Consider the following 20,677-nt stretch of genomic DNA (forward strand, 5'->3'; position numbering starts at 1 on the left):
ATGAACATTCAATCCGTGATCGGAAAGTTTAAAAACAACAAGAAGGCTGCGACCAATGTGTATGTTGTGGTTCAGCCGAGTGCGCTTTATTTCTCTGCTCCGTCAGAGCTGAATTTACCCAGTCAACTATCAATCAATGGGGTGACTTGGCAAGAAGCTTTAATGGCAGCTTTGCATGATGCTAAGGTTTCAGATATTGCTCTTAAGGTTGTTCTGGCCGCTAATATTTATCAGACTTTTCAAATTGATAAGCCAAACGTTCCGCAAGAAGAGCTGAAAATTGCATTACCATTCCTAGTCAAAGACCTGATCAGCGAAAAGATCACTGAAATCGTCGCAGACTCTTCTTCACTTTCGATCAACAATAAACTGCAAGTATATGTCGTTCAGCGTTCAATGGTGGTAGACCTTTACCAGTCTCTCAAAGCACTTAATATTGAGTTAGCCGGTGTATTGGTTGAGGACGAAATTTGGGGTCACTCTGCCAGCGATATGACAAGCTTTTTGCTATTGCAAAGAAGCAAGCAAGGGCAATTCCGCATTAGCGCTTTTGTCGACGCTCAATGCGCTTTTCAAAGGACGATTCGCGGTGTCGTCGCACCACTAACAGGCGTAGCAAGCAGTGCTCTCCAGCTTGATAGTCTAGCGCTGGAACTACAACGTTCAATTGACTATTTAACATCACAATTGCGTGGAGCCTCGCTGCACCAACTGCAAGTCTGCTGTGATGAGGAGCAGCAACAAGATTTGATTCGTGATTTGGGTGAGAGCTTGAGTGTCAAAGTTAGCGCTCTTTCCGAGCCAGCTTTGGAATCAGGTTCGCTACTTGCTGAGAGTGCTAACAAGCTAGAACACGCTGAAATCAACCTGTTTCCAGAAGATCTAAAACCGAAGAAAGAGTATTTCACGTTACAAAATGTAGCGTCAGCTTGGCTAGTGACATCCCTTGTGCTTGGCTTAATGTTTGCTGGGTTAAAATTCCAATATAGCCAAATGGATAAAGAGCTGAAAACGTATCAATCGCAACAAACAGAGTTTAAACAGCAAGCTGAGAGCTTAACTCAGCGATTGGCGCAACATAAGCCGACTGCTGCAAAAGTGGCGGCAGTCGCTAGACTTAAGGTAGAGATAGAGGCTAAGCGTAATGCTTTGCAAGCGGTCGGTGAGTTCGATGAACAGTTGCAGCTTGGTTACTCTGGAGTGATGCGTGCCCTTGCTAAGCTTGGTCGCAATGATATTTCTTTAAGCTCGATCACCCTCAGTGCAACCACGCTAGACTTACAAGGTTTAGCGCGAGAAGCACAAGCAATACCTAACTGGGTAAATCAGTTCAAAACTGAGCTTAATCTCGTCGGGCGAACATTTGAAAAGCTGAAAATTGGTCGTAATGAGCAGAATGTTATTACCTTTGAGCTTAAGACTCAGCAGGAGGACAAATAATGCAGCAGTCCTGGCAGCAGTGGGGTGAAAAGTTTGCTCAACTGAGTTCGAGAGAGAAGTCGCTGATCACTTTATGCGGTTTCGTGGTCATTATTCTTGGTTTACTTACGTTACTCATTGAACCTGCTTTTGAGCAAAACCAAGTCGCCTCACAGCGTATTGCGACGACTAAACTCGATGTTCAGCGTCTAGAAGCGGATATTTTGTTGATGACCGCAAAACTGCGTAAAGATCCTGATCAGGAGCTGAATCAAGAGTACAAACAACTGATGGCAGAAAGTCAGGAGCTTTCTAGTCAATTGGCGATAATGGTAGATAGCTTGATTACACCTAGCCAGATGGCGCAGTTGCTAGAGCAAGTGTTAGCCGACTCAAAAGGTTTACATTTGGTTTCTTTAGAGTCGCAAGCCGCACAGCCGATAATTGGCAATGAGAACAAGGCCAATTTAGCGAGCTATTACATTCATCCAGTGAGACTCGAGTTGACTGGCAAATACTTTGCCATTGTTGACTATTTAGAAGCATTGGAAGCGCTGCCTGCGAAATACTATTGGCGCAGTTTTCACTACACCGTCGAAGAGTACCCAACTGCGCGTTTGGTGCTTGAGGTTTATACCCTAGGAACAAGACAGGAGTTTATCGGTGGCTAGAATTTGCTTTTTACTGCTTGTCGCTGGCTATTCCTTCAATGCTTTTGCATCACAAGATCCAACAGCGCCATTAGGCTGGCAGAATCCACAGCACAGTAAGGCTACAACGGTTAAGCGAAAATCCGTCCCCAAGTTGCAAAGCATTGTCTGCGAAGATAAAGGTGGATGTAGTGCGATTATCAATGGCGAGGTTGTACTAGTAGGAGAGCAGATTAGTGACTACCGAGTGAGTCAAATTAAACCAGAAATTGTGACTCTAGTCAGAGATGGTAAGCAGTGGGAATTAAAACTTTTTTCTCTAGAAGTGAAACAGTAAGGTCAGTGGAAACGTATGCGTAAATTCGCGATAGCAATCACTATTACAAGCTTATTAGCCGGTTGTGCTATGGGGCATAGAGATCCTGTAGAGGCTAAAGGTGCGATTAATCAAGCCATTAACGAGAGCAATAGTCGTACCCTAGAGACGCTCCCTCCATCGGTTGAAGCTGATCTAATGCCAGAATTCAGCACTGATGATGCGATAGTAGCAAAGACCATCAAGCGTTTCAGAATTAAAGCCAATGGTGTTGATGCGAAGGCTTTCTTCGCCAGTTTGGTCAAGGGGACTCAGTACAGTGCGGCTATACATCCGAAAGTGACGGGTAATATCACTGTTAACTTAAATGATGTGTCATTGGATGAGGTGCTTACTGTCGTCCAAGATATGTATGGTTATGATATTGATAAAGTGGGTAATGTCATCCAGATATATCCGGCAGGCTTACGTACTGTCACCATTCCTGTCGATTATTTGCAGTTTAAGCGTGCTGGTCGTTCTCTGACCTCAATTTCAACCGGGACGATCACGAATACTGGCAATGATTCGTCTAGCTCTGATTCATCGAATTCGTCTTCCAACTCGAATAGTAGCAATAGTGTTAAGGGTGGTACTGAGATAGAGACGACTAGCGAAAGTGATTTCTGGCCACAGTTAGAAACAGCAGTGGCACAGTTGATTGGGTCTGGTAGTGGTCAAAGCGTTGTTGTGACGCCACAAGCAAGCGTTATTACAGTCAGGGCGTTTCCAGATCAAATTAGAGAAGTACGTAATTTCCTAGGCGTGTCTCAGCAGCGAATGCATCGCCAAGTCATCTTGGAAGCAAAAATACTAGAAGTGACACTTAGTGATGGTTATCAGCAAGGGATAAACTGGTCAAAAGCCTTTAGTTCTAATGGCACAAACTATACCTTAGGTCAGGGTTCGATCGTTAAGAATGCCGCAGGCGCTATCGTACCAGCGACCTTGCCGGGTATGGATGCGATTGGTACTTTGCTTGGTGGTCAGTCAAACTTGGTGATTTCGAGCGGCAGTTTTGAAGCTGTACTGAGCTTTATGGCAACACAAGGTGACTTGAACGTACTATCTAGTCCACGTGTTACTGCCTCAAATAACCAAAAGGCAGTGATTAAAGTCGGCACAGATAGCTACTATGTGACGGATTTTTCCTCGAATACCAGTACCAGTAGTAACACCAATAACGATAATACTACGACCGATGTCGAGCTGACCCCTTTCTTTTCCGGTATCTCACTGGATGTAACACCGCAAATTGATGACCAAGGTAATGTGTTATTACATGTCCACCCGGCAGTCTTAGATGTCAAAGAAGAGCGTAAAACGATCGATTACGGAAACAACAACAGCTTGACATTACCTTTGGCAACCAGCTCGATCCGTGAGTCAGACTCTGTGATCAGAGCGCAAGATGGGGATGTAGTGGTGATCGGTGGCTTGATGAAATCGAATACCTTTGATCAAGTGTCTAAAGTACCATTTTTAGGCGATGTCCCAGCTTTAGGTCATCTATTCCGCAACACGACAAAATTAACTCAAAAAACAGAGTTGGTTATATTACTTAAACCTTCTGTAGTAGGGGTAAATACTTGGCAGAAAGAGCTAGAACGTTCACGAGATATGCTACAAGAGTGGTTTCCTGACGAGCAATAATCACTATGTACCTTGAGCACTTTGGTTTCGACAGTTTGCCCTTCCATCTCACTCCAGATACTGAGATGTTTCTGGGGTTAGCGCCCCATTATGAGGCCATTCAGATGGTCAATTCAGCGCTGGAAATGGGTGAGGGGGTAATCAAAGTGACAGGTGAAGTCGGTACCGGAAAAACCATGATTTGCCGAATGCTGGTCAAACATTTTAAACCGAATGTTCAACTGGTCTTCGTACCTAATCCGGCCTTAGATGGAAGCCAATTGCGCTTGGCGGTGGCGAGTGAGCTTGGGTTGGAAGGCGGCAATGAATCCACGATTGTTGATGAAATACAAAAGCGACTGATTGAGTTGAAGAAGCAAGATAAGCAGGTGGTGGTTCTTGTTGATGAGGCTCAGGCGTTAGGTGATGATGCGTTAGAAGTACTTAGACTATTCGGCAATCTTGAAACCGAACAAGAAAAGCTACTGCAAATCGTTTTGTTTGGTCAGCCAGAATTAGATGAGCGCCTAGCGAATCATCATCTGAGGCAACTTCGTCAACGGATTACCTTTAATGCCAAATTGCGTGGATTAACTTTGGACGAGTGCGTTGCTTATATAGATAACCGTTTGAAGAAATCGGGGGGGAGCGAGAGTATTTTTCTTCTAGGGCATAAAAAGGCCATTTGGCGAGCGAGTCAGGGGTATCCGCGACTTATCAATCAGATTTGCCATAAAGCCTTACTACTGGCGAGTAGTCAGCGTGTTAAACAAGTGACTAATGCTCAGCTTTTTGAGTCGATTCATGATACTTACGATAGCCGTAAACCTAAATTTAAAAGCCCTTTGTTATGGGGCTGGAGTTAAAGTATGAGTGCGATCAATGATGCGCTTTCGCGGCTCGCAAATAGCAAGTCAAATTTGGGTGCTAATATCCATAAGGCAGAGGTGCAGCCTGTAAAAAAAATGGCGGTTCTACCTTGGGTTGTGGGAAGCTTCACCTTGAGCTTAGCTGTTGGAGGCTGGGCACTTTCTCAACAGTCCCCAACTGAGGGTATCGTCCTGTCTGTGGCTCCAATCTCTAGCCCAGTTGCCATAGCTTCACCTACGGCCAAGCTGTCGGTTGTCGATCAGCCTGTGTATCAAAGCATTACTGAAGAAAACGTCGCCACTCATCCTGTAAGTAAGGCGGTATCGCCAGCTCCCTCTCAGCAAAAAGTAGTGCCCAAACCTGTCTTAACCGCAAAGGTTGAAACAAGTACTTCTCGTTCAAGTTCGACGGCAGTGGCCAATCAAGGGGAAGTGGTGATTGAGCAAGTTGAACTTACCTCAGAGCAACTTTCAGCGAAAGCGCAAGAAAGAGCAAAGAAAGCTCTAGATAGCAATAACTTAACGGATGCCCTAAACCACTATGTAGAGTCGTTACGCTTTACACCAGCCAACAAGCAGGTGAGGAAACGTTTAGCTGCACTGTATTATGGTAAAGGTGAAGTACGAAAAGCAGCGGAAATCTTACAAAAAGGCATCGCATTAGACAGAAATGACTCTACCTTGCGCCTTTCTTTGGCAAAAATGCTTATGAAAGAACAGCAAAACGCAGTGGCTCTTACCGTGCTGAGTACCCTTCCTGCTTCTGTTTCTGTTGAGTACTTATCATTGCGAGCCGCTTTAGCTCAGAAAGAAAAACACGATGAGCTGGCACTGCAAAGCTACCAACAGCTCGTACAACGTGAACCTGATAGTGGTCGTTGGTGGATGGGATTGGGTATTCAACAAGAGCGCGCCTTCCAGTTAGCGGATGCCAAATCATCTTATTCACAAGCCTTGACGAAACTAGGTCTATCTAGCCAATCACAACAGTTTATACGTGACCGAGTTTCCTTGATTGAAAGTTTAGAGGAGCAGCCGAGTGAAGATTAAGCTAAGAAAACGTCTCGGCGACTTGCTCGTGGAAGAAGGTATTATTACCGAACAGCAAGTAGAGCAGGCACTCAATGCGCAAAAAACAACAGGTAGAAAACTTGGCGCGGCGCTGATTGAACTTGGTGCACTTACAGAGCACCAAATGCTGTCTTTTTTGTCTCAGCAACTGGATATTCCGTTAATTGATCTGAGCCGTGCGGACGTGGATGTCGAAGCGGTACAGCTCCTTTCAGAAGTTCACGCAAGACGGCTTCGGGCGCTAGTGATTGGTCGAAACATGGATACCTTACGTGTGGCTATGAGTGATCCTGCCGACCTATTTGCCCAGGAAGCGTTGTTAGGTCAGTTGGCGCAGTATGGCATTGAATTTGTTATTGCGCCTGAAAGCCAATTGGTTGAAGGCTTTGATCGCTATTACCGCCGCACTAAAGAGATCGCCTCGTTTGCCGAGCAGTTACAAGCTGAACACCAAGTTACAGAAGCATTTGATTTTAGTATCGAAGGTGAAGATAGCGAAGAAGTTACCGTTGTTAAGCTTATTAACTCGCTATTTGAAGATGCAATTCAAGTCGGTGCATCAGATATCCACATTGAACCAGATTCCGATGTACTTCGATTACGTCAGCGAATTGATGGCGTTCTACATGAAACGCTACTCAGTGAAGTCAATATTGCTTCTGCATTGGTGCTTCGCTTAAAGCTAATGGCCAACCTCGATATATCAGAAAAACGTCTCCCTCAAGATGGGCGTTTTAATATCCGCTCAAAAGACCAATCTGTTGATATACGTATGTCGACTATGCCCGTGCAATATGGTGAGTCGGTGGTCATGCGTCTACTCAATCAATCGACAGGGGTACGTAACTTAGAAGAATCAGGAATACCCCCTCATCTGCTTGATAAATTAAGACGTCAGTTGCGTCGTCCTCACGGTATGATTCTGGTCACAGGCCCAACCGGTTCAGGTAAAACAACCACTCTGTACGGTGCATTAAGTGAACTCAATGAACCGGGTAAAAAGATCATCACTGCCGAAGACCCGGTTGAATACCGTTTGCCGCGAGTCAATCAGGTGCAGGTTAACCCGAAGATCGATCTCGACTTCTCTACTGTACTTAGAACTTTTCTCCGTCAAGACCCAGATATTATCCTCGTCGGTGAGATGCGTGACCAAGAAACGGTTGAAATCGGTTTGCGAGCCGCTCTGACGGGCCACTTAGTATTAAGTACTTTACATACCAATGATGCGATAGATAGCGCTTTGCGTATGATGGATATGGGCGCGCCAGGCTATCTGGTTGCCAGTGCAGTGCGTGCGGTTGTGGCACAGCGATTAGTGCGTAGGGTCTGCCCAGATTGTAAAACAGAAGATCAGCTTGATGATGCGCGAATACAATGGCTTGCCCAGTGCTTTCCCAATCAAGTGAGTGCCCGTTTTGTCAAGGGACATGGTTGCCAAAACTGTAACCTAACTGGATATAGGGGTCGTATCGGCGTGTTTGAGATGCTTGAACTTGAACATGAAATGATGGATATGCTTAGAGCCAATGACGCGGTTGGTTTTTCTCAGGTTGCACGTCAGTCACCAAACTATAAACCCCTGCTTGCGTCAGCAATGGAGCTAGCGTTGCAAGGTACGGTTAGTTTAAGTGAAGTAATGAGTTTAGGTGAGGGGGACTCATCTGGTCATGTACAATCGATTTATATCTAAGGTAAACGATGCAGAACTTTCGATACCAAGGGCGAAACTTAGATGGTAGTGCGGCTTCAGGGCAGTTAGAAGCACCAAGCCGAGACGCCGCCGCTGAGCAATTGATGGATAAGGGGATTATCCCGATTAACATCTCTGCTCACAGTGGGAAAAGCGCTTGGAACTTTGATTTTAAAGCCTTGTTAACACCAGCTATACCGCTCGAAGTGCTAGTTATTTTTTGCCGTCAGCTTTATAGCTTAACAAAAGCTGGCGTGCCACTGCTACGTTCAATGAAGGGATTAAGTCAGAATAGTGCCAATAAACAACTGCAACAGGCACTTGAGGACGTGACACATGAATTGACCAATGGCCGCAGCTTGTCAGCATCAATGCAGCTATTTCCTAAGGTGTTTAGCCCGCTATTCGTTTCTATGATACATGTCGGTGAAAACACAGGTCGACTTGACCAAGCTTTACTGCAGCTTGCTAATTATTACGAACAAGAAGTGGAAACGCGCAAGCGAATTAAAACGGCAATGCGTTACCCAACTTTTGTGATTATCTCTATTGTCATCGCGCTGTTTTTCCTCAACGTTTTTGTTATTCCGCAATTCTCCAGTATGTTCTCTCGTTTTGGTGCAGAACTTCCTTTACCCACTCGCATTTTAATCGCTACTTCAGAGTTTTTTGTTAACTACTGGGTGATGATGGTCGTAGCTATAGTTGCGACACTGTTTGGTTTTCGAGCTTGGTTAGGTACCGCTAATGGTAGAGAAAAGTGGGATAAATTTCGCCTCAAAATGCCCGTTGTTGGTGAGCTGATTAACCGTGCCCAGTTATCGCGCTTTTCACGAACTTTTGCTTTAATGCTTAAAGCTGGTGTGCCGCTTAATCAGTCTTTGGCACTCTCAGCAGAAGCGCTCGGCAATAAGTTTTTAGAGATCAGGTTAAACGAGATGAAATCTTCAATTGAGGCAGGAGGAACCATCTCAGCGACTGCGATCAACAGTGGTGTGTTTACCCCTTTGGTGATTCAAATGATCAGTGTCGGTGAAGAGACGGGGCGAATTGATGAGTTGCTCCTCGAAGTGGCGGATTTTTATGATCGTGAGGTGGACTACGATCTGAAAACTCTAACGGCGAGGATCGAGCCTATTTTGTTAGTTATTGTGGCAGGTATGGTTCTGATATTGGCTCTAGGTATCTTCCTGCCAATGTGGGGAATGCTCGATGCCATTAAAGGCTAATTTAATCGATTATATCGAGCGATCACGGCTGGCGATATGGCTTCTGGTGGTCGTCTGCTTAATAATGAGCTTTATGCTGGTGTGGCAAAATGTGGTTAAAGAAGCCAATCAATCGGCATTTCTACTGGCAAGTCAAAGAATCGTCGAGCGAGCCAGTTATTATAAGCAGCAGTGGTTATTAGCTGGGCAGCAACCGACGTTAACGATTGATGGTTATAGGCTGAACTACACTAATATGGGGTGGGTTAAACCATTGGATGAACAACAGCGGGTTGATTGTTTGTTTTGGCTTGATGTGTTGTACCCACAGCATGAGATTTTAGGTAGTAAACCTATCGTGATAGAAAATAAAACGATAGCTGATGGTTATCACTGTGACTACCTGTATATCGATGACAGATTGATGTCTATAAGTTTGATAGATAATAGGTTTATAGCCAAGGTTGGTTTCTTGGCGAAGTAGTAATATTGACGTTCTGAATATGGCGAAATAGTGCAATTTCCGTATAATGCACGGTACATAACGGTAGGTGATAAATATATGTCAAACAAACAATCTGGTTTCTCCTTAGTTGAGCTAGTTGTGGTTATCGTGGTGGTTGGCCTACTTGCTGTTGCAGCCTTACCTCGCTTTCTCGATGTGACTGATGAGGCTAAAAAAGCCAGCGTAGAAGGTGTGGCTGGTGGCTATGCCACGGGCGTGCTCTCTGCCCGAGCGCAGTGGGAAGCGGAAGCAAGACCTACAGTAACTGTAAATTCTGTAGTGAGAAATTCAGTCAATTATGATGGTGTCAAGTTTTGGCTGACAAGCTCGAGTCAATCGGGTGGTGACTTTCGTGATGGTTATCCGTATGCAATAAACACCAATGATGCCGATTTTCCTACCGCGCTCACTAACACTATTTGTGTTGAGCTAATGCAAAACCTACTCCAGAATCCGCCTAAGGTCGGGACGGTAGCTCAAGTCCAGACGGATTCAAATATTAAGTATTCAGCACAAGCTGATAATGCTCAGTCGACTTGCACTTATATTCAGCGAGAAGGCAACAGCCAACATCAGTTTGTTTATGAAATAGAGACTGGTCGCGTGACCGTAACCTTGCAGTAGCTCTGCAGACAACAACATAGAGAGATGTTTACTATGAAAAGACAAGGCGGTTTCACCCTAATCGAACTAGTGGTAGTAATTGTTATTCTAGGTATTCTTGCCGTCACTGCGGCACCACGTTTTTTAAACCTACAGACTGACGCCCGCCAAGCCTCTATCGAAGGCTTGAAAGGTGCAATGGCTGGTGCGGCTGGTATTGTGTATGGTAAGGCGGCTATTGACGGTGAAGATTCCAAAGCTGATGGAGCTATCTCAGCAGGCTCAACGACAATTGAAACTGTTTGGGGTTACCCAGAGGCTTCCACTAGCGGTATTGCGAGAGCAGTCTCTGGCATTGGTGATTGGCAGCAAATTACATCTGTATCTGGAGGTCAGATTGCCTATGGATTTGATGCAAGTGCAACTAACTGCTTCGTGACTTATGCAATTAACCCTGCAACAAGTAATGCGGAGCCTACATACAATATTACAGATTGTCAGTAATATATGGAAAGGCCAGCAGATGTTGGCCTTTTCTTATCTGCGTTACTGTTCTCATCTCTTCTTAAAAATCCTTAATAAACAACAGCTCTAGTCCCATCTGGTATATACTCAACTTAAGTATACGTCCCACGGTCACTGGTTATGGCTCGGTCAAAAGTCTCTGGTTTTACATTAGTCGAACTTATCGTCGTTATTTTATTGGTGTCGATTGTTTCGGTCTACGCTGCCAGCCGTTATTCGGGGCGTTCCGGTTTCTCTCCTTACGCTGCCCAAGAACGCGTTATTTCGGTTATTCGCCAAGTTCAGGTTAATCGCATGCAGTCTAATGTTGATATGGACGCAATCACTGGCAATACCAACTTTACGCTTAGTTTGCTCAGCAACTGCATTGGCTCTCAGGCCGCTTGTGCCGCACGTGACGATGGGCGCAGCGATTGGGTCTCGCTCAATGATGTTTCTTTTACTTCGAATGTCGGGGCATTGGTCAATTTCGATCTGCTTGGCAACCCTGATGGTGTCGCTACGCCTATCAATATCCAGATGACTTCTACTGATGGTACCTGCGCAGCAGTGCAAATTAATGCGGTTGGCTATGTCTCAGCAGGGGGTTGCTAATGACTCACTCGCGAGGGTTTACTTTGGTTGAGAGCGTGATTGTCATTGTTGTGATGGGCATTGCCATGCTTACCATTTCCAGCTTTTTAGTTCCGCAAATATCGCGCAGTGCAGATCCTCATTATCAAACGCGCGCCGCTGCACTTGGGCAAAGTGTCATGACGCAGATTTTGGCGCGTAAATTTGATCAAAATAGTGGTAATCAAGGGGGAATACCGCGCTGCTCATCAACAGATGCTGGTTCTACCCCCTGTACAGCAATAGGCAGTTTTGGCATTGATACAGGTGAAACCAATAACAACCCTGATGCTTACAACGATGTCGATGATTTCCATGGTTGCTGGGAGCCGCTTGGGGCCAATAGCTGCCGCGATTTAAACTTATTAGTTGGAGGGACTACTTATCTAAACTTTCGAGTAGATGTTGCAGTCACTTATGCGGTAACTAATCAACTGAAACGGATTCGTTTAACAGTCACTGCTTCGAATCAAACCCCAATAGTGCTTAATGCTTACCGAGGTAACTACTGATGAAAGTGAAAGGTTTTACCTTAATCGAGATGGTCGTCACCTTGATTGTTGGGGCAATTTTGGTACTGGGTATCGCGGGATTTGTCGAGTTAGGGGCGAGAGGGTATAGCGATACCGTAGACCGCCAGCGTATGCAGACTCAGGCCAAGTTTATTCTAGAGAAAATGTCTCGTGAAGTGCGCCATGCGGTACCCAATATGCTCAATAGTGACTTAGCTATTCCTCAGGCAAGCAGTTGTATTTCCTTCTTTCCTATTGTCGAGTCAGGCTTCTATGCAGTATCCGGTGCTGATTTAAACTTCGTCGTCGGGCGAGCCGGGGTCACTGTCGCAGATATCAATACGCTTAACATGGTGATTAACCCGACAGAGGCAACACCTAGCCACAATGTGGTTGCACTGACTAACGTAAGTGGCGCAAATAATACCTTTACTGTTCCAAGTGGCGCGGTTTCTTTGGTAGGAAATTCAGTCTCTAATCGTCACTACATCTATAATCCAAATGGGATGGTCAATTATTGCTTAGTCACAGGGCAATTGCGCCGCAGCGTCAGTGGTGCCAATGCGTTACCCCTTTCAGATACAGGTATTACAGGAACGTTGGAATATTTACCCGCCACAGTACAGAACAATGGCATTGTGCAAGTTGACATGACCTTTAACAACGCCGCAGGTGATGAATCAACGAGCTTTCGACAAGAGATACAGGTGCTAAATGTCCCGTAATAAGCAGCAAGGTAGTTTATATATAGTGGTCATTTTTGTGTTGGTCGTTATGGGATTTCTTGCGACCACACTTAGCCAAATCAGTTGGTCGAACAGTGATAGCCATGCGAAAGATGTCATTGGCACACAAGCGGCATTGTTGGCTCACTCGGGCAACGAATGGGCACTTGAACAGCTTTATGGTATCGACAATAACCCTGTTGTAGCCCAATGTACGGCGATTAATGGTACCAGCATCAGTACATTAACTACCACAGTGAATTGCCAAGATGTTCAAGTGACTTGTCAGGCTCGTGGTGGTCAGCTGTCGGACGGAAGTCAAATGTACGTGATCAGTTCGACGGCGATTTGTGGCAGCGGCATTACTCAAATGCAGCGTAATCAAGAAGCTTGGATTAGGGAGTGATTCATGTTCAAGAAGCTTATTAGGTATCTTATCTGGTTGCTGTCCAGTTTGGCATTGTTATTTTGTTCACAATCGCTCGCTGCGGCACTTAGCTGTAAGGTTATTGGAAACGACCAAGACTTTGTTGTTGAGTTTGATGTTATAGGCTCTGCCAGCTATCAAGATATTGTGTTTTCTGGAGGGATTGAAAGCGCCACATTATGGTATACGCAAAGTGAGCAAGCCGGATCTAGTTACGTATTTAATGAACAAAGACTTGCCGTCGGCGAAAGCTACAAACTAAGAATTGAAGTCGAGCGTGGTCAAGGCACTAGCGTTAGTCGCGCGCACTACTATTGGGTTTCAAATGGCAATAAGTATCTTCAAGAGAGCAAAGATGCTGATATAAAAAATGGCACGATTAATGGCTCCGGTACCGGGCTAGACACTTTGAGTTGTTTTGCACAGAATGTAGAACCGCCTCCACCTACGCCAGTACTTCCTGATATTTGCCCATATTTCCCTGCCCCCATTGCCACAAATAAATATGTGGATGGTAAGCCATTTGCTAGCCAAGTTGCCCTCAGTGGTGCTCGTAATGTTATCGAATTAAGTGAAAGAAAAGCGATGTCATTTAACTCTGTGAGCCTTAGTGGAAGTCTGAGCGGGTGTAAATATGATGGTGGTAATCTTGAATCTTGTTTATTTGACAGCGAACTTTCATATCAGAATTTCCCTGTGCAATTACCTTCTTTTCAATCTGGGACGTTGAATGTTGTATGTGACGATGGCTGCGATTTTTCATTGCAACCAGGCAGCTATGACACAATTCAAATTGGTCAAAACAATAGTCGCATTGTTTTGGATAGTGGTGAGTACTGGGTAGACCAACTCGAATTCATGAGTGATGACGCTAGATTAGAAGTTAATGGTAAAGTGGTTCTCCATTACAAGCAATTGAACGTGAACGGTGATCGAGTTGGTCTTAACCGTAGTGGCAATTCTAGTGATTTGGTTTTGATCGGGCATGGTAACGCTGCTGCAATTTCAACGGGCAAGAATGATCTTTCCGTCCGGGCAAGCCTCTACGTCGACCCGGTTAATGGGTTTGGCTTTACTTATCAGGGGGCTAGGTTAGATTATCAAGGGGCAGTCATTGTTCCTAAAATTCAATCTACTAACAATGACAACATATTTAAGGGGCAGCTTCCTGCTGGTTGTGGGTCACCCACTGTGGCAAGCCTCGAAATAAAGCCGTTTAACTACCACCTGACCTGCGAAACAACACCAAATAATATTGTTGAAGTTCATATGCTGGATAGCAATGGTGATCCAGTTGCGGGATTTAGCCCTACGTTAGTGCAAGAGAATGGTTCTAACTTATCAATAACTTTCATTTCAGAAGAGAATGGTGTCGCCAAGTTCAGAGTTACGACCAATACGGCTTCGAACGTTGGTGACTATGATCTAAAAGCGAGCTTAACCACTGGCGGACAAACTTTTACCGACACAGACCAAATCAAGTTTGTACCTTATAAGTTTGAAGTGGCTGATCAGTACGTGACCGCTGGGCAAAATAATCAAGTCCCGGTTAAGGTTAAAGCCTGTAGTAACAATGGGCAGCTAATAACGCTTGGATATACAGGCAGCCCATCAGCAGCCTTTACTTATCAAAGGCCGACATCGGCAGTCGTTGATGCGGGGGATTTGAGTTTTACCGCTAACCTCAGTGATTCAAATAGACAGGCCGACTATAACTTTAAAGAGTCAGGGCAGATTCGTGTCACCATCACAGACAATAGCTTTGTTTGTGATGATGTCCGTTGCCCAGTAGAAGGTGGAGCATTAAAAGGTCAGTTTGATATCTATGCTCGCCCTTGGAAGGTTGCCATTTGTGATGTTGCTGAAACTGGCGGTAGCAATAAAGCGAACCCTGCGACGACCACTGGTTCACCAGGTTTTTTATCTGGAGGAACAGGGTTCTCTGCCACTTATAAGCCTATAGTGCATAGTGATTCTAAAGGTGGTGCAAGCGATGAGTGTAGCTATCCGATTACGGGGAACTATGGCTTAGACAATGGGGAGTTAGACCTCACTTATAGTGTGAGTTACCCAGCGACAAACCCGCAAATGGGGACTGTTACGCCAAGCCCAATTCCTAATTTTAACAGTAGCAATTTGACTCAGACAATTAATCACACTTGGACTGAAGTGGGGACTTTACAGATTCAAACTAGTGCCGAATATCTGACCATGACTCTAAATGCGGACACTCAAGATGTTGGGCGTTTTTATCCTGATTTCTTTAAAATAGATGAAAACGCGTGGAATGATCCGCTAATTGGGCTTGGGCCGCAAAAGCAAGCCTTCACTTATATGAATCAAACATTCAGCAGTGTGACTGCTAAAGTAGGAGCGTATAACGTTCAAGGTAGCTCTACTACAAATTACGGAGCGTTCTCGAACTCTCTTCAGGCTGTTTTCCAGTTTGATCATCGAGATAGGCTGACCAATGCTGATGTCGCTGCGTTAGCGGCTAAATCTTCATATCAATCGAGCCAATGGGTTCTAGAGAGTGACCAAATCGTTTGGAATAAGAACGCCAACTTCACACCAGATGGGCCATATAATTATCTTTCAGGCAATGCGCTTAATGTTAGCCTAGAAGTTTTACCCTCTACGGTAAATGACCCCGTAAGGTTCAAGTCATCTGCTGCTGATACTAATCCTTCGTCAACTCAAGTTCTGCCTGATGAGCAGCCTCGTTTATTGTTTGGACGCTATAACCTTGCCGATGTTGGTGGTGTGCAAGGTGAGTCGATAACTGTACCTTTGCAAACGCAGTATTGGAATGGCAGTAGTTTCCAGACAAATACCAACGATAGCTTTTCTGATTTTGATGGTATGCATTATTGTAGCAATGTCATTTGGCCCAGTTCGGGGGCTATCGACGGTAATGTTGCCCTAAGCGAGAGTGGTACGATAAGTTCTGGTGAATCAAGAACTCTTATTGCGCGTCAAACAGTATCAACTAGGGAACAAGTGCAATTATGGCTTAGATTGGACACCAGCAGCCCTTCCGCAAATTGCAGTGGAACCAATAATGGCCAGACGTGGATGATGTATGATTGGAACCAAAATGGTACGGATGAAGAGAATCCATCCGCAGTTGCCACTTTTGGCATTTTCCGCGGTAATGATCGGGTCATCTTCCGCGGCGAATCTGGATTAACAGGCCAGTAATTTTTGTCTTTTTTTTGCCTATCGTTAGGAATCTGTTAGAAATTGCGTGTTTCAGCCCATGTTTACACTTCAATGCCTTGCTGTGACGGCAAGGCATTGGTACATTTAGTGCAATTTTCTATCTTCTAATTCTTTCAGGACGAGCGAAGAATATGTTCAAAAAACTTCGTGGCATTTTTTCTAATGACCTATCAATCGATTTAGGTACTGCCAACACACTTATCTACGTTAAAGGACAGGGTATCGTTCTAGACGAGCCTTCAGTCGTTGCCATTCGCCAAGACCGTAACCGCGCAGGTAAAAGCGTTGCGGCTGTCGGCCATGCGGCTAAACAAATGTTGGGTCGTACACCGGGGAACATCTCTGCTATCCGTCCAATGAAAGATGGCGTTATTGCTGACTTCTACGTGACTGAAAAAATGCTTCAGCACTTTATTAAGCAAGTGCATGACAACAGCGTACTAAAACCAAGCCCACGCGTACTGGTTTGTGTTCCTTGTGGTTCTACACAAGTTGAGCGACGCGCGATTCGTGAATCGGCGCTCGGTGCGGGTGCTCGTGAAGTTTACCTTATTGATGAGCCAATGGCGGCAGCAATTGGTGCAGGCTTACGCGTGTCAGAGCCAACAGGTTCTATGGTGGTTGATATCGGCGGTGGTACGACTGAAGTGGCAGTTATCTCGCTTAACGGTGTGGTTTACTCGTCGTCGGTACGTATCGGTGGCGACCGCTTTGATGAAGCTATAATCAACTATGTTCGTCGTAACTACGGCAGCTTGATTGGTGAAGCGACGGCTGAAAAGATCAAACATGAAATCGGCTCTGCTTACCCAGGTGACGAAGTTGAAGAAATCGAAGTCCGTGGCCGCAACTTAGCTGAAGGTGTACCACGTAGCTTTAGCCTTAACTCAAATGAGATACTAGAAGCTCTGCAAGAGCCACTAACTGGTATTGTATCAGCTGTTATGGTCGCTCTAGAACAATGTCCGCCAGAGCTAGCGTCTGACATTTCTGAAAACGGCATGGTTCTGACGGGTGGTGGTGCACTGCTAAAAGATCTTGATCGTCTGCTAACAGAAGAAACGGGTATCCCAGTCGTAATCGCTGAAGATCCACTAACGTGTGTTGCTCGTGGTGGTGGTAAGGCGCTAGAGATGATCGATATGCATGGCGGCGACCTATTCAGCGAAGAATAAATTGAATGATCTTGGCCTAGTACCAAGATTGGCAAGATAAGGATCTCATATTCCATGAAGCCTATTTTTGGCCGGGGACCTTCACTACAGTTACGCCTGTTTTTTGCCGTTATTCTATCAGCCAGCCTTATGCTGGCTGATAGTCGTTTAGGTGCATTTGCTCAAATTCGTTATTTGCTTAATAGCATGGTTGCCCCAATTCAGTACTTGGCAGATGTCCCACGCGTGATGTTTGATGGCGCCTATGAGCGTTTCAACATTCGCCAAGACTATATGGAAAGTACGCGCAGGCTTAAGCGTGAAGTGCTTCGTCTTAAGAACGATCTACTGTTGCTTGATCAGTACCGAGAAGAAAATCAAAGGTTGCGTAAGCTGCTTGGTTCTTCGTTTATTCGTGATGAGCGCAAAGTCGTCACCGAAGTTATGGCGGTAGATACTTCGCCTTATCGTCATCAAGTTGTGATTGATAAAGGTCAGATTGATGGTGTCTACGTTGGTCAACCTGTGGCAAATGAAAAGGGTATTGTTGGGCAAGTCACCTTTGTTTCGGCGCACAACAGCCGTGTATTACTGCTTACGGACAGTTTGAGTGCGATTCCAGTGCAAGTGATCCGCAACGATATTCGAGTTATTGCTTCAGGTACCGGTAAATCTGATCGTATCAACCTTGACCATATTCCGATCAGTTTAGATATCGAAGAAGGTGATCTATTAGTGACGTCTGGTCTGGGGGGAATTTATCCAGAAGGCTTCCCTGTGGCTCACGTTGCAGAAGTCGAACGCGATACAGCGCGAGAGTTTGCGGTTATTGAAGCCGAGCCTGTTGTTGACTTTGAGCGCCTGCGTTACCTGCTGCTGATTTGGCCGAATGACTCTCGTCAGGAAAAAATTCAACAAGTCACTCCAGAGAACCTAGAGGAACAATAGAACATGGCAAATAGTGTGTTAAAAGGAAAGTTTGTCATTGCTTGTTCTTTCTTAATAGCGCTTACCCTACAAACGATACCTTGGCCGGGAATGCTCGATTTGCTGCGCCCTTCTTGGTTGTTGTTGGTGACTTGCTACTGGGTACTAGCTCTACCGCATAAAGTGAATGTTGGTTCAGCACTCATACTAGGCTTATTGTGGGATCTATTGCTTGGCTCCACGTTAGGTATCCGCGGCATGATGATGTCGATTGTCGTTTATCTCGTCGCACTTAACTTCCTCGTCATTCGTAATATGGCGCTATGGCAACAAGCGATACTGATTGGCGTGATGTCTATATTGCTCGATGTGCTTATTTTCTGTGGCGAGTACTTGATCCAAGATGTGGCCTTTAACCCGGTCTCGCTGTGGAGTGGTTTGATCAACTGTATTCTTTGGCCTTGGATGTTCTTATTAATGCGTCGAGTAAGACGCCACTGGCATATACGATAGTAAAATGACTAAACCATTGATTTTGGCCTCGGGCTCGCCAAGACGTAAAGAGCTACTTTCTCAACTCGGCTATGCATTTTCTGTCCTGAAAACGGATGTCGAAGAGTGTCGCCAATCCGGTGAGAGCGCATTTGAATATGTTTCTCGCCTTGCTAAAGATAAAGCGATGGCGGCAGTAGAGCTTGAGCCAAATTCAGTGGTTATCGGTTCTGATACCATCGTTGTATGCGATGAGCAGGTATTGGAAAAGCCAGATGATTTAGCGCATGCTAAAAAAATGTTATTCGCACTCTCAGGTAGAACGCACCAAGTGATGACAGCCGTGACTGTCGCATCGAAAGAGATTCAAGAAACAGTCGTGGTATCTACCGACGTGTGGTTCAAAACTTTGTCAGAGCAAGAAATAGAACAATACTGGCACACGGGCGAACCATGCGATAAGGCTGGTAGTTATGGTATTCAAGGCTTAGGCGGACGCTTTGTAACTCGCATCGAAGGCAGTTACTACGCAGTTGTTGGCTTACCCCTGTACGAAACTGACCAGCTCTTGCACAAATTCTTATAAATAAAATTTGAGGTACTCTTATGAGTGCAGAGTTAATTATCAACGTGACCCCGAGTGAAACTCGTGTGGCCATGATTGAGGGCGGAACTCTACAAGAGATCCATGTTGAACGTGAAGCAAAACGCGGTATTGTCGGCAACATTTATAAAGGTAAGGTCAGTCGAGTTTTACCTGGCATGCAGGCAGCATTTGTTGATATAGGGCTCGAGAAAGCCGCCTTTCTTCATGCGTCAGATATCGTTCCTCACACAGAATGTGTCGCTGAAAATGAAAAACAACAGTTTCAAGTACGCGATATTTCAGAATTGGTGCGCCAAGGGCAAGACATTGTGGTTCAGGTGGTCAAAGACCCACTGGGAACTAAAGGTGCGCGTCTGACCACTGACATTACTTTACCTTCTCGTTACCTTGTCTTTATGCCTGGTGCTAGCCATGTCGGCGTGTCTCAACGCATTGAAAGTGAGCAAGAGCGCTGTCGTCTGAAGAAAGTCGTCGGCGAATACTGCGATGAAAATGGTGGTTTTATTATTCGCACTGCTGCTGAAGGGGCCGACGATAAAGAACTCTCCCAAGATGCCGCCTTTCTTAAACGCTTATGGTCGAAAGTCACCGAGCGACGCAGTAAATACAAAACCCGGGCGACTTTGTATGGTGAGCTAGGGTTATCTCAACGTATTCTACGAGATTTTGTCGGGACGGAACTGACTAAGATCCTGGTGGATTCACGCCTTGAATTTGAAAATCTCAAAGAGTTTACTTCTGAGTATGTACCTGAACTAACAGAAAAGCTTGAGCTTTATGAAGGTGATAAGCCCATCTTCGATATGTACGACACTGAGAACGAAATTCAGCGCTCTTTGGAGCGTAAGGTAGAGCTTAAATCCGGTGGTTATCTTATCATCGATCAAACTGAAGCCATGACCACTGTAGATATCAATACCGGAGCATTTGTCGGTCGACGTAACCTAGAAGAAACCATCTTCAATACCAACATCGAAGCGACCCAAGCGATTGCTAGACAGTTAAGGCTGCGAAACCTTGGCGGTATCATTATTATCGACTTTATTGATATGGCTTCTGATGAGCATCGTGACCGTGTACTCACTTCTTTGGCTGCTGCCTTAAACAAAGACCGTGTCAAAACTAACATTAATGGCTTCACTCAGCTTGGTTTAGTCGAGATGACGCGCAAGCGCACCCGAGAAAGCATTGAACATATTCTTTGTTCTACTTGTCCAACTTGTGAAGGGCGTGGAAGTGTTAAGACAGTTGAGTCGGTTTGCTACGAGATTCTACGTGAGATTACTCGCGTCAATCGTGCTTACGATGCCGATAAATTTGTTGTGTATGCCTCTCCTGCGGTAGCGGATGCCTTACAAGGAGAAGAGTCTCACGCCCTAGCTGAACTTGAAGTATTTATTGGCAAACAGGTGAAAATCCAGGCTGAGCCTTTGTATATTCAAGAGCAGTTTGACGTTGTTATGATGTAA

Annotated in this window: 21 protein-coding genes; all 21 read left to right on the forward strand. The window is 45.2% G+C overall.

What is annotated here, in order from left to right:
• The 21 genes from APB76_RS08550 (at position 1) to rng (ending at position 20,677) form a co-directional block, all read left to right on the forward strand.
• Positions 1–1,440, forward strand: coding sequence for a hypothetical protein (locus APB76_RS08550; protein ID WP_054962789.1), 1,440 nt, complete (start codon positions 1–3; stop codon positions 1,438–1,440).
• Positions 1,440–2,090: a type II secretion system protein GspM gene (gspM, locus tag APB76_RS08555; protein WP_054962788.1), complete on the forward strand. Its 651-nt coding sequence runs from the start codon at positions 1,440–1,442 to the stop codon at positions 2,088–2,090. Before APB76_RS08550 ends, gspM begins: the two co-directional genes overlap by 1 nt.
• Positions 2,083–2,406 (forward strand): MSHA biogenesis protein MshK, encoded by a 324-nt coding sequence (locus APB76_RS08560; RefSeq protein ID WP_049844399.1) that lies wholly within the window; start codon positions 2,083–2,085, stop codon positions 2,404–2,406. Before gspM ends, APB76_RS08560 begins: the two co-directional genes overlap by 8 nt.
• A 15-nt stretch (positions 2,407–2,421) precedes the next feature.
• On the forward strand, positions 2,422–4,077 hold the full coding sequence (gene mshL, locus APB76_RS08565; RefSeq protein ID WP_049844398.1) for a pilus (MSHA type) biogenesis protein MshL: 1,656 nt from the start codon (positions 2,422–2,424) through the stop codon (positions 4,075–4,077).
• A gap of 5 nt (positions 4,078–4,082) precedes the next feature.
• Positions 4,083–4,922: an ExeA family protein gene (locus APB76_RS08570; RefSeq protein ID WP_054962787.1), complete on the forward strand. Its 840-nt coding sequence runs from the start codon at positions 4,083–4,085 to the stop codon at positions 4,920–4,922.
• Positions 4,923–4,925: 3 nt separating this feature from the next.
• On the forward strand, positions 4,926–5,975 hold the full coding sequence (locus APB76_RS08575; protein ID WP_054962786.1) for a tetratricopeptide repeat protein: 1,050 nt from the start codon (positions 4,926–4,928) through the stop codon (positions 5,973–5,975).
• The gene (locus tag APB76_RS08580; RefSeq protein ID WP_049844395.1) at positions 5,965–7,689 is read left to right on the forward strand and encodes a GspE/PulE family protein; all 1,725 of its coding nucleotides are present in this window, start codon (positions 5,965–5,967) and stop codon (positions 7,687–7,689) included. Before APB76_RS08575 ends, APB76_RS08580 begins: the two co-directional genes overlap by 11 nt.
• Positions 7,690–7,697: 8 nt before the next feature.
• On the forward strand, positions 7,698–8,918 hold the full coding sequence (locus tag APB76_RS08585) for a type II secretion system F family protein (RefSeq protein ID WP_054962785.1): 1,221 nt from the start codon (positions 7,698–7,700) through the stop codon (positions 8,916–8,918).
• Between the two features lie 73 nt (positions 8,919–8,991).
• Complete coding sequence (locus APB76_RS08590) at positions 8,992–9,381, forward strand: MSHA biogenesis protein MshF (RefSeq protein WP_235431320.1); 390 nt, start codon at positions 8,992–8,994, stop codon at positions 9,379–9,381.
• Positions 9,382–9,459: 78 nt separating this feature from the next.
• Positions 9,460–10,026: a prepilin-type N-terminal cleavage/methylation domain-containing protein gene (locus APB76_RS08595; RefSeq protein ID WP_049844392.1), complete on the forward strand. Its 567-nt coding sequence runs from the start codon at positions 9,460–9,462 to the stop codon at positions 10,024–10,026.
• Between the two features lie 33 nt (positions 10,027–10,059).
• Entirely contained in the window at positions 10,060–10,509 is a 450-nt protein-coding gene (locus APB76_RS08600; RefSeq protein WP_054962784.1) for a type II secretion system protein, read from the forward strand.
• 141 nt (positions 10,510–10,650) lie between these two features.
• Positions 10,651–11,124, forward strand: coding sequence for a type II secretion system protein (locus APB76_RS08605; RefSeq protein WP_049844390.1), 474 nt, complete (start codon positions 10,651–10,653; stop codon positions 11,122–11,124).
• The gene (locus APB76_RS08610) at positions 11,124–11,654 is read left to right on the forward strand and encodes a type IV pilus modification PilV family protein (protein ID WP_049844389.1); all 531 of its coding nucleotides are present in this window, start codon (positions 11,124–11,126) and stop codon (positions 11,652–11,654) included. The genes APB76_RS08605 and APB76_RS08610 overlap by 1 nt, the downstream gene beginning before the upstream one ends.
• The gene (locus tag APB76_RS08615) at positions 11,654–12,379 is read left to right on the forward strand and encodes a PilW family protein (protein ID WP_054962783.1); all 726 of its coding nucleotides are present in this window, start codon (positions 11,654–11,656) and stop codon (positions 12,377–12,379) included. The genes APB76_RS08610 and APB76_RS08615 overlap by 1 nt, the downstream gene beginning before the upstream one ends.
• A complete protein-coding gene (locus APB76_RS08620; RefSeq protein WP_054962782.1) occupies positions 12,369–12,785 on the forward strand; it encodes a hypothetical protein in 417 nt (138 codons plus the stop codon). The genes APB76_RS08615 and APB76_RS08620 overlap by 11 nt, the downstream gene beginning before the upstream one ends.
• A 3-nt stretch (positions 12,786–12,788) precedes the next feature.
• The gene (locus APB76_RS08625) at positions 12,789–16,007 is read left to right on the forward strand and encodes a DUF6701 domain-containing protein (protein ID WP_054962781.1); all 3,219 of its coding nucleotides are present in this window, start codon (positions 12,789–12,791) and stop codon (positions 16,005–16,007) included.
• Positions 16,008–16,159: 152 nt separating this feature from the next.
• Complete coding sequence (locus APB76_RS08630) at positions 16,160–17,203, forward strand: rod shape-determining protein (protein ID WP_004747218.1); 1,044 nt, start codon at positions 16,160–16,162, stop codon at positions 17,201–17,203.
• 54 nt (positions 17,204–17,257) lie between these two features.
• Positions 17,258–18,130, forward strand: a complete 873-nt coding sequence (gene mreC / locus APB76_RS08635; protein ID WP_049844385.1) for a rod shape-determining protein MreC — start codon at positions 17,258–17,260, stop codon at positions 18,128–18,130.
• Positions 18,131–18,133: 3 nt separating this feature from the next.
• Complete coding sequence (gene mreD / locus APB76_RS08640; protein WP_049844384.1) at positions 18,134–18,622, forward strand: rod shape-determining protein MreD; 489 nt, start codon at positions 18,134–18,136, stop codon at positions 18,620–18,622.
• 4 nt (positions 18,623–18,626) lie between these two features.
• Positions 18,627–19,187, forward strand: coding sequence for a Maf family protein (locus APB76_RS08645; protein ID WP_054962780.1), 561 nt, complete (start codon positions 18,627–18,629; stop codon positions 19,185–19,187).
• Positions 19,188–19,207: 20 nt separating this feature from the next.
• Positions 19,208–20,677, forward strand: coding sequence for a ribonuclease G (gene rng, locus APB76_RS08650; protein ID WP_054962779.1), 1,470 nt, complete (start codon positions 19,208–19,210; stop codon positions 20,675–20,677).

Origin of the sequence: Vibrio bivalvicida, from assembly GCF_001399455.2 — a bacterium.
Classification (GTDB): domain Bacteria; phylum Pseudomonadota; class Gammaproteobacteria; order Enterobacterales; family Vibrionaceae; genus Vibrio; species Vibrio bivalvicida.

Coding starts and splice junctions, on each gene's coding strand:
- APB76_RS08550 (WP_054962789.1), top strand. CDS start 1: ATGAACATTCAATCCGTGATCGGAAAGTTTAAAAACAACAAGAAGGCT.
- gspM (WP_054962788.1), top strand. CDS start 1,440: ATGCAGCAGTCCTGGCAGCAGTGGGGTGAAAAGTTTGCTCAACTGAGT.
- mshL (WP_049844398.1), top strand. CDS start 2,422: ATGCGTAAATTCGCGATAGCAATCACTATTACAAGCTTATTAGCCGGT.
- APB76_RS08570 (WP_054962787.1), top strand. CDS start 4,083: ATGTACCTTGAGCACTTTGGTTTCGACAGTTTGCCCTTCCATCTCACT.
- APB76_RS08575 (WP_054962786.1), top strand. CDS start 4,926: ATGAGTGCGATCAATGATGCGCTTTCGCGGCTCGCAAATAGCAAGTCA.
- APB76_RS08585 (WP_054962785.1), top strand. CDS start 7,698: ATGCAGAACTTTCGATACCAAGGGCGAAACTTAGATGGTAGTGCGGCT.
- APB76_RS08590 (WP_235431320.1), top strand. CDS start 8,992: ATGCTGGTGTGGCAAAATGTGGTTAAAGAAGCCAATCAATCGGCATTT.
- APB76_RS08595 (WP_049844392.1), top strand. CDS start 9,460: ATGTCAAACAAACAATCTGGTTTCTCCTTAGTTGAGCTAGTTGTGGTT.
- APB76_RS08600 (WP_054962784.1), top strand. CDS start 10,060: ATGAAAAGACAAGGCGGTTTCACCCTAATCGAACTAGTGGTAGTAATT.
- APB76_RS08605 (WP_049844390.1), top strand. CDS start 10,651: ATGGCTCGGTCAAAAGTCTCTGGTTTTACATTAGTCGAACTTATCGTC.
- APB76_RS08610 (WP_049844389.1), top strand. CDS start 11,124: ATGACTCACTCGCGAGGGTTTACTTTGGTTGAGAGCGTGATTGTCATT.
- APB76_RS08615 (WP_054962783.1), top strand. CDS start 11,654: ATGAAAGTGAAAGGTTTTACCTTAATCGAGATGGTCGTCACCTTGATT.
- APB76_RS08620 (WP_054962782.1), top strand. CDS start 12,369: ATGTCCCGTAATAAGCAGCAAGGTAGTTTATATATAGTGGTCATTTTT.
- APB76_RS08625 (WP_054962781.1), top strand. CDS start 12,789: ATGTTCAAGAAGCTTATTAGGTATCTTATCTGGTTGCTGTCCAGTTTG.
- APB76_RS08630 (WP_004747218.1), top strand. CDS start 16,160: ATGTTCAAAAAACTTCGTGGCATTTTTTCTAATGACCTATCAATCGAT.
- mreC (WP_049844385.1), top strand. CDS start 17,258: ATGAAGCCTATTTTTGGCCGGGGACCTTCACTACAGTTACGCCTGTTT.
- mreD (WP_049844384.1), top strand. CDS start 18,134: ATGGCAAATAGTGTGTTAAAAGGAAAGTTTGTCATTGCTTGTTCTTTC.
- APB76_RS08645 (WP_054962780.1), top strand. CDS start 18,627: ATGACTAAACCATTGATTTTGGCCTCGGGCTCGCCAAGACGTAAAGAG.
- rng (WP_054962779.1), top strand. CDS start 19,208: ATGAGTGCAGAGTTAATTATCAACGTGACCCCGAGTGAAACTCGTGTG.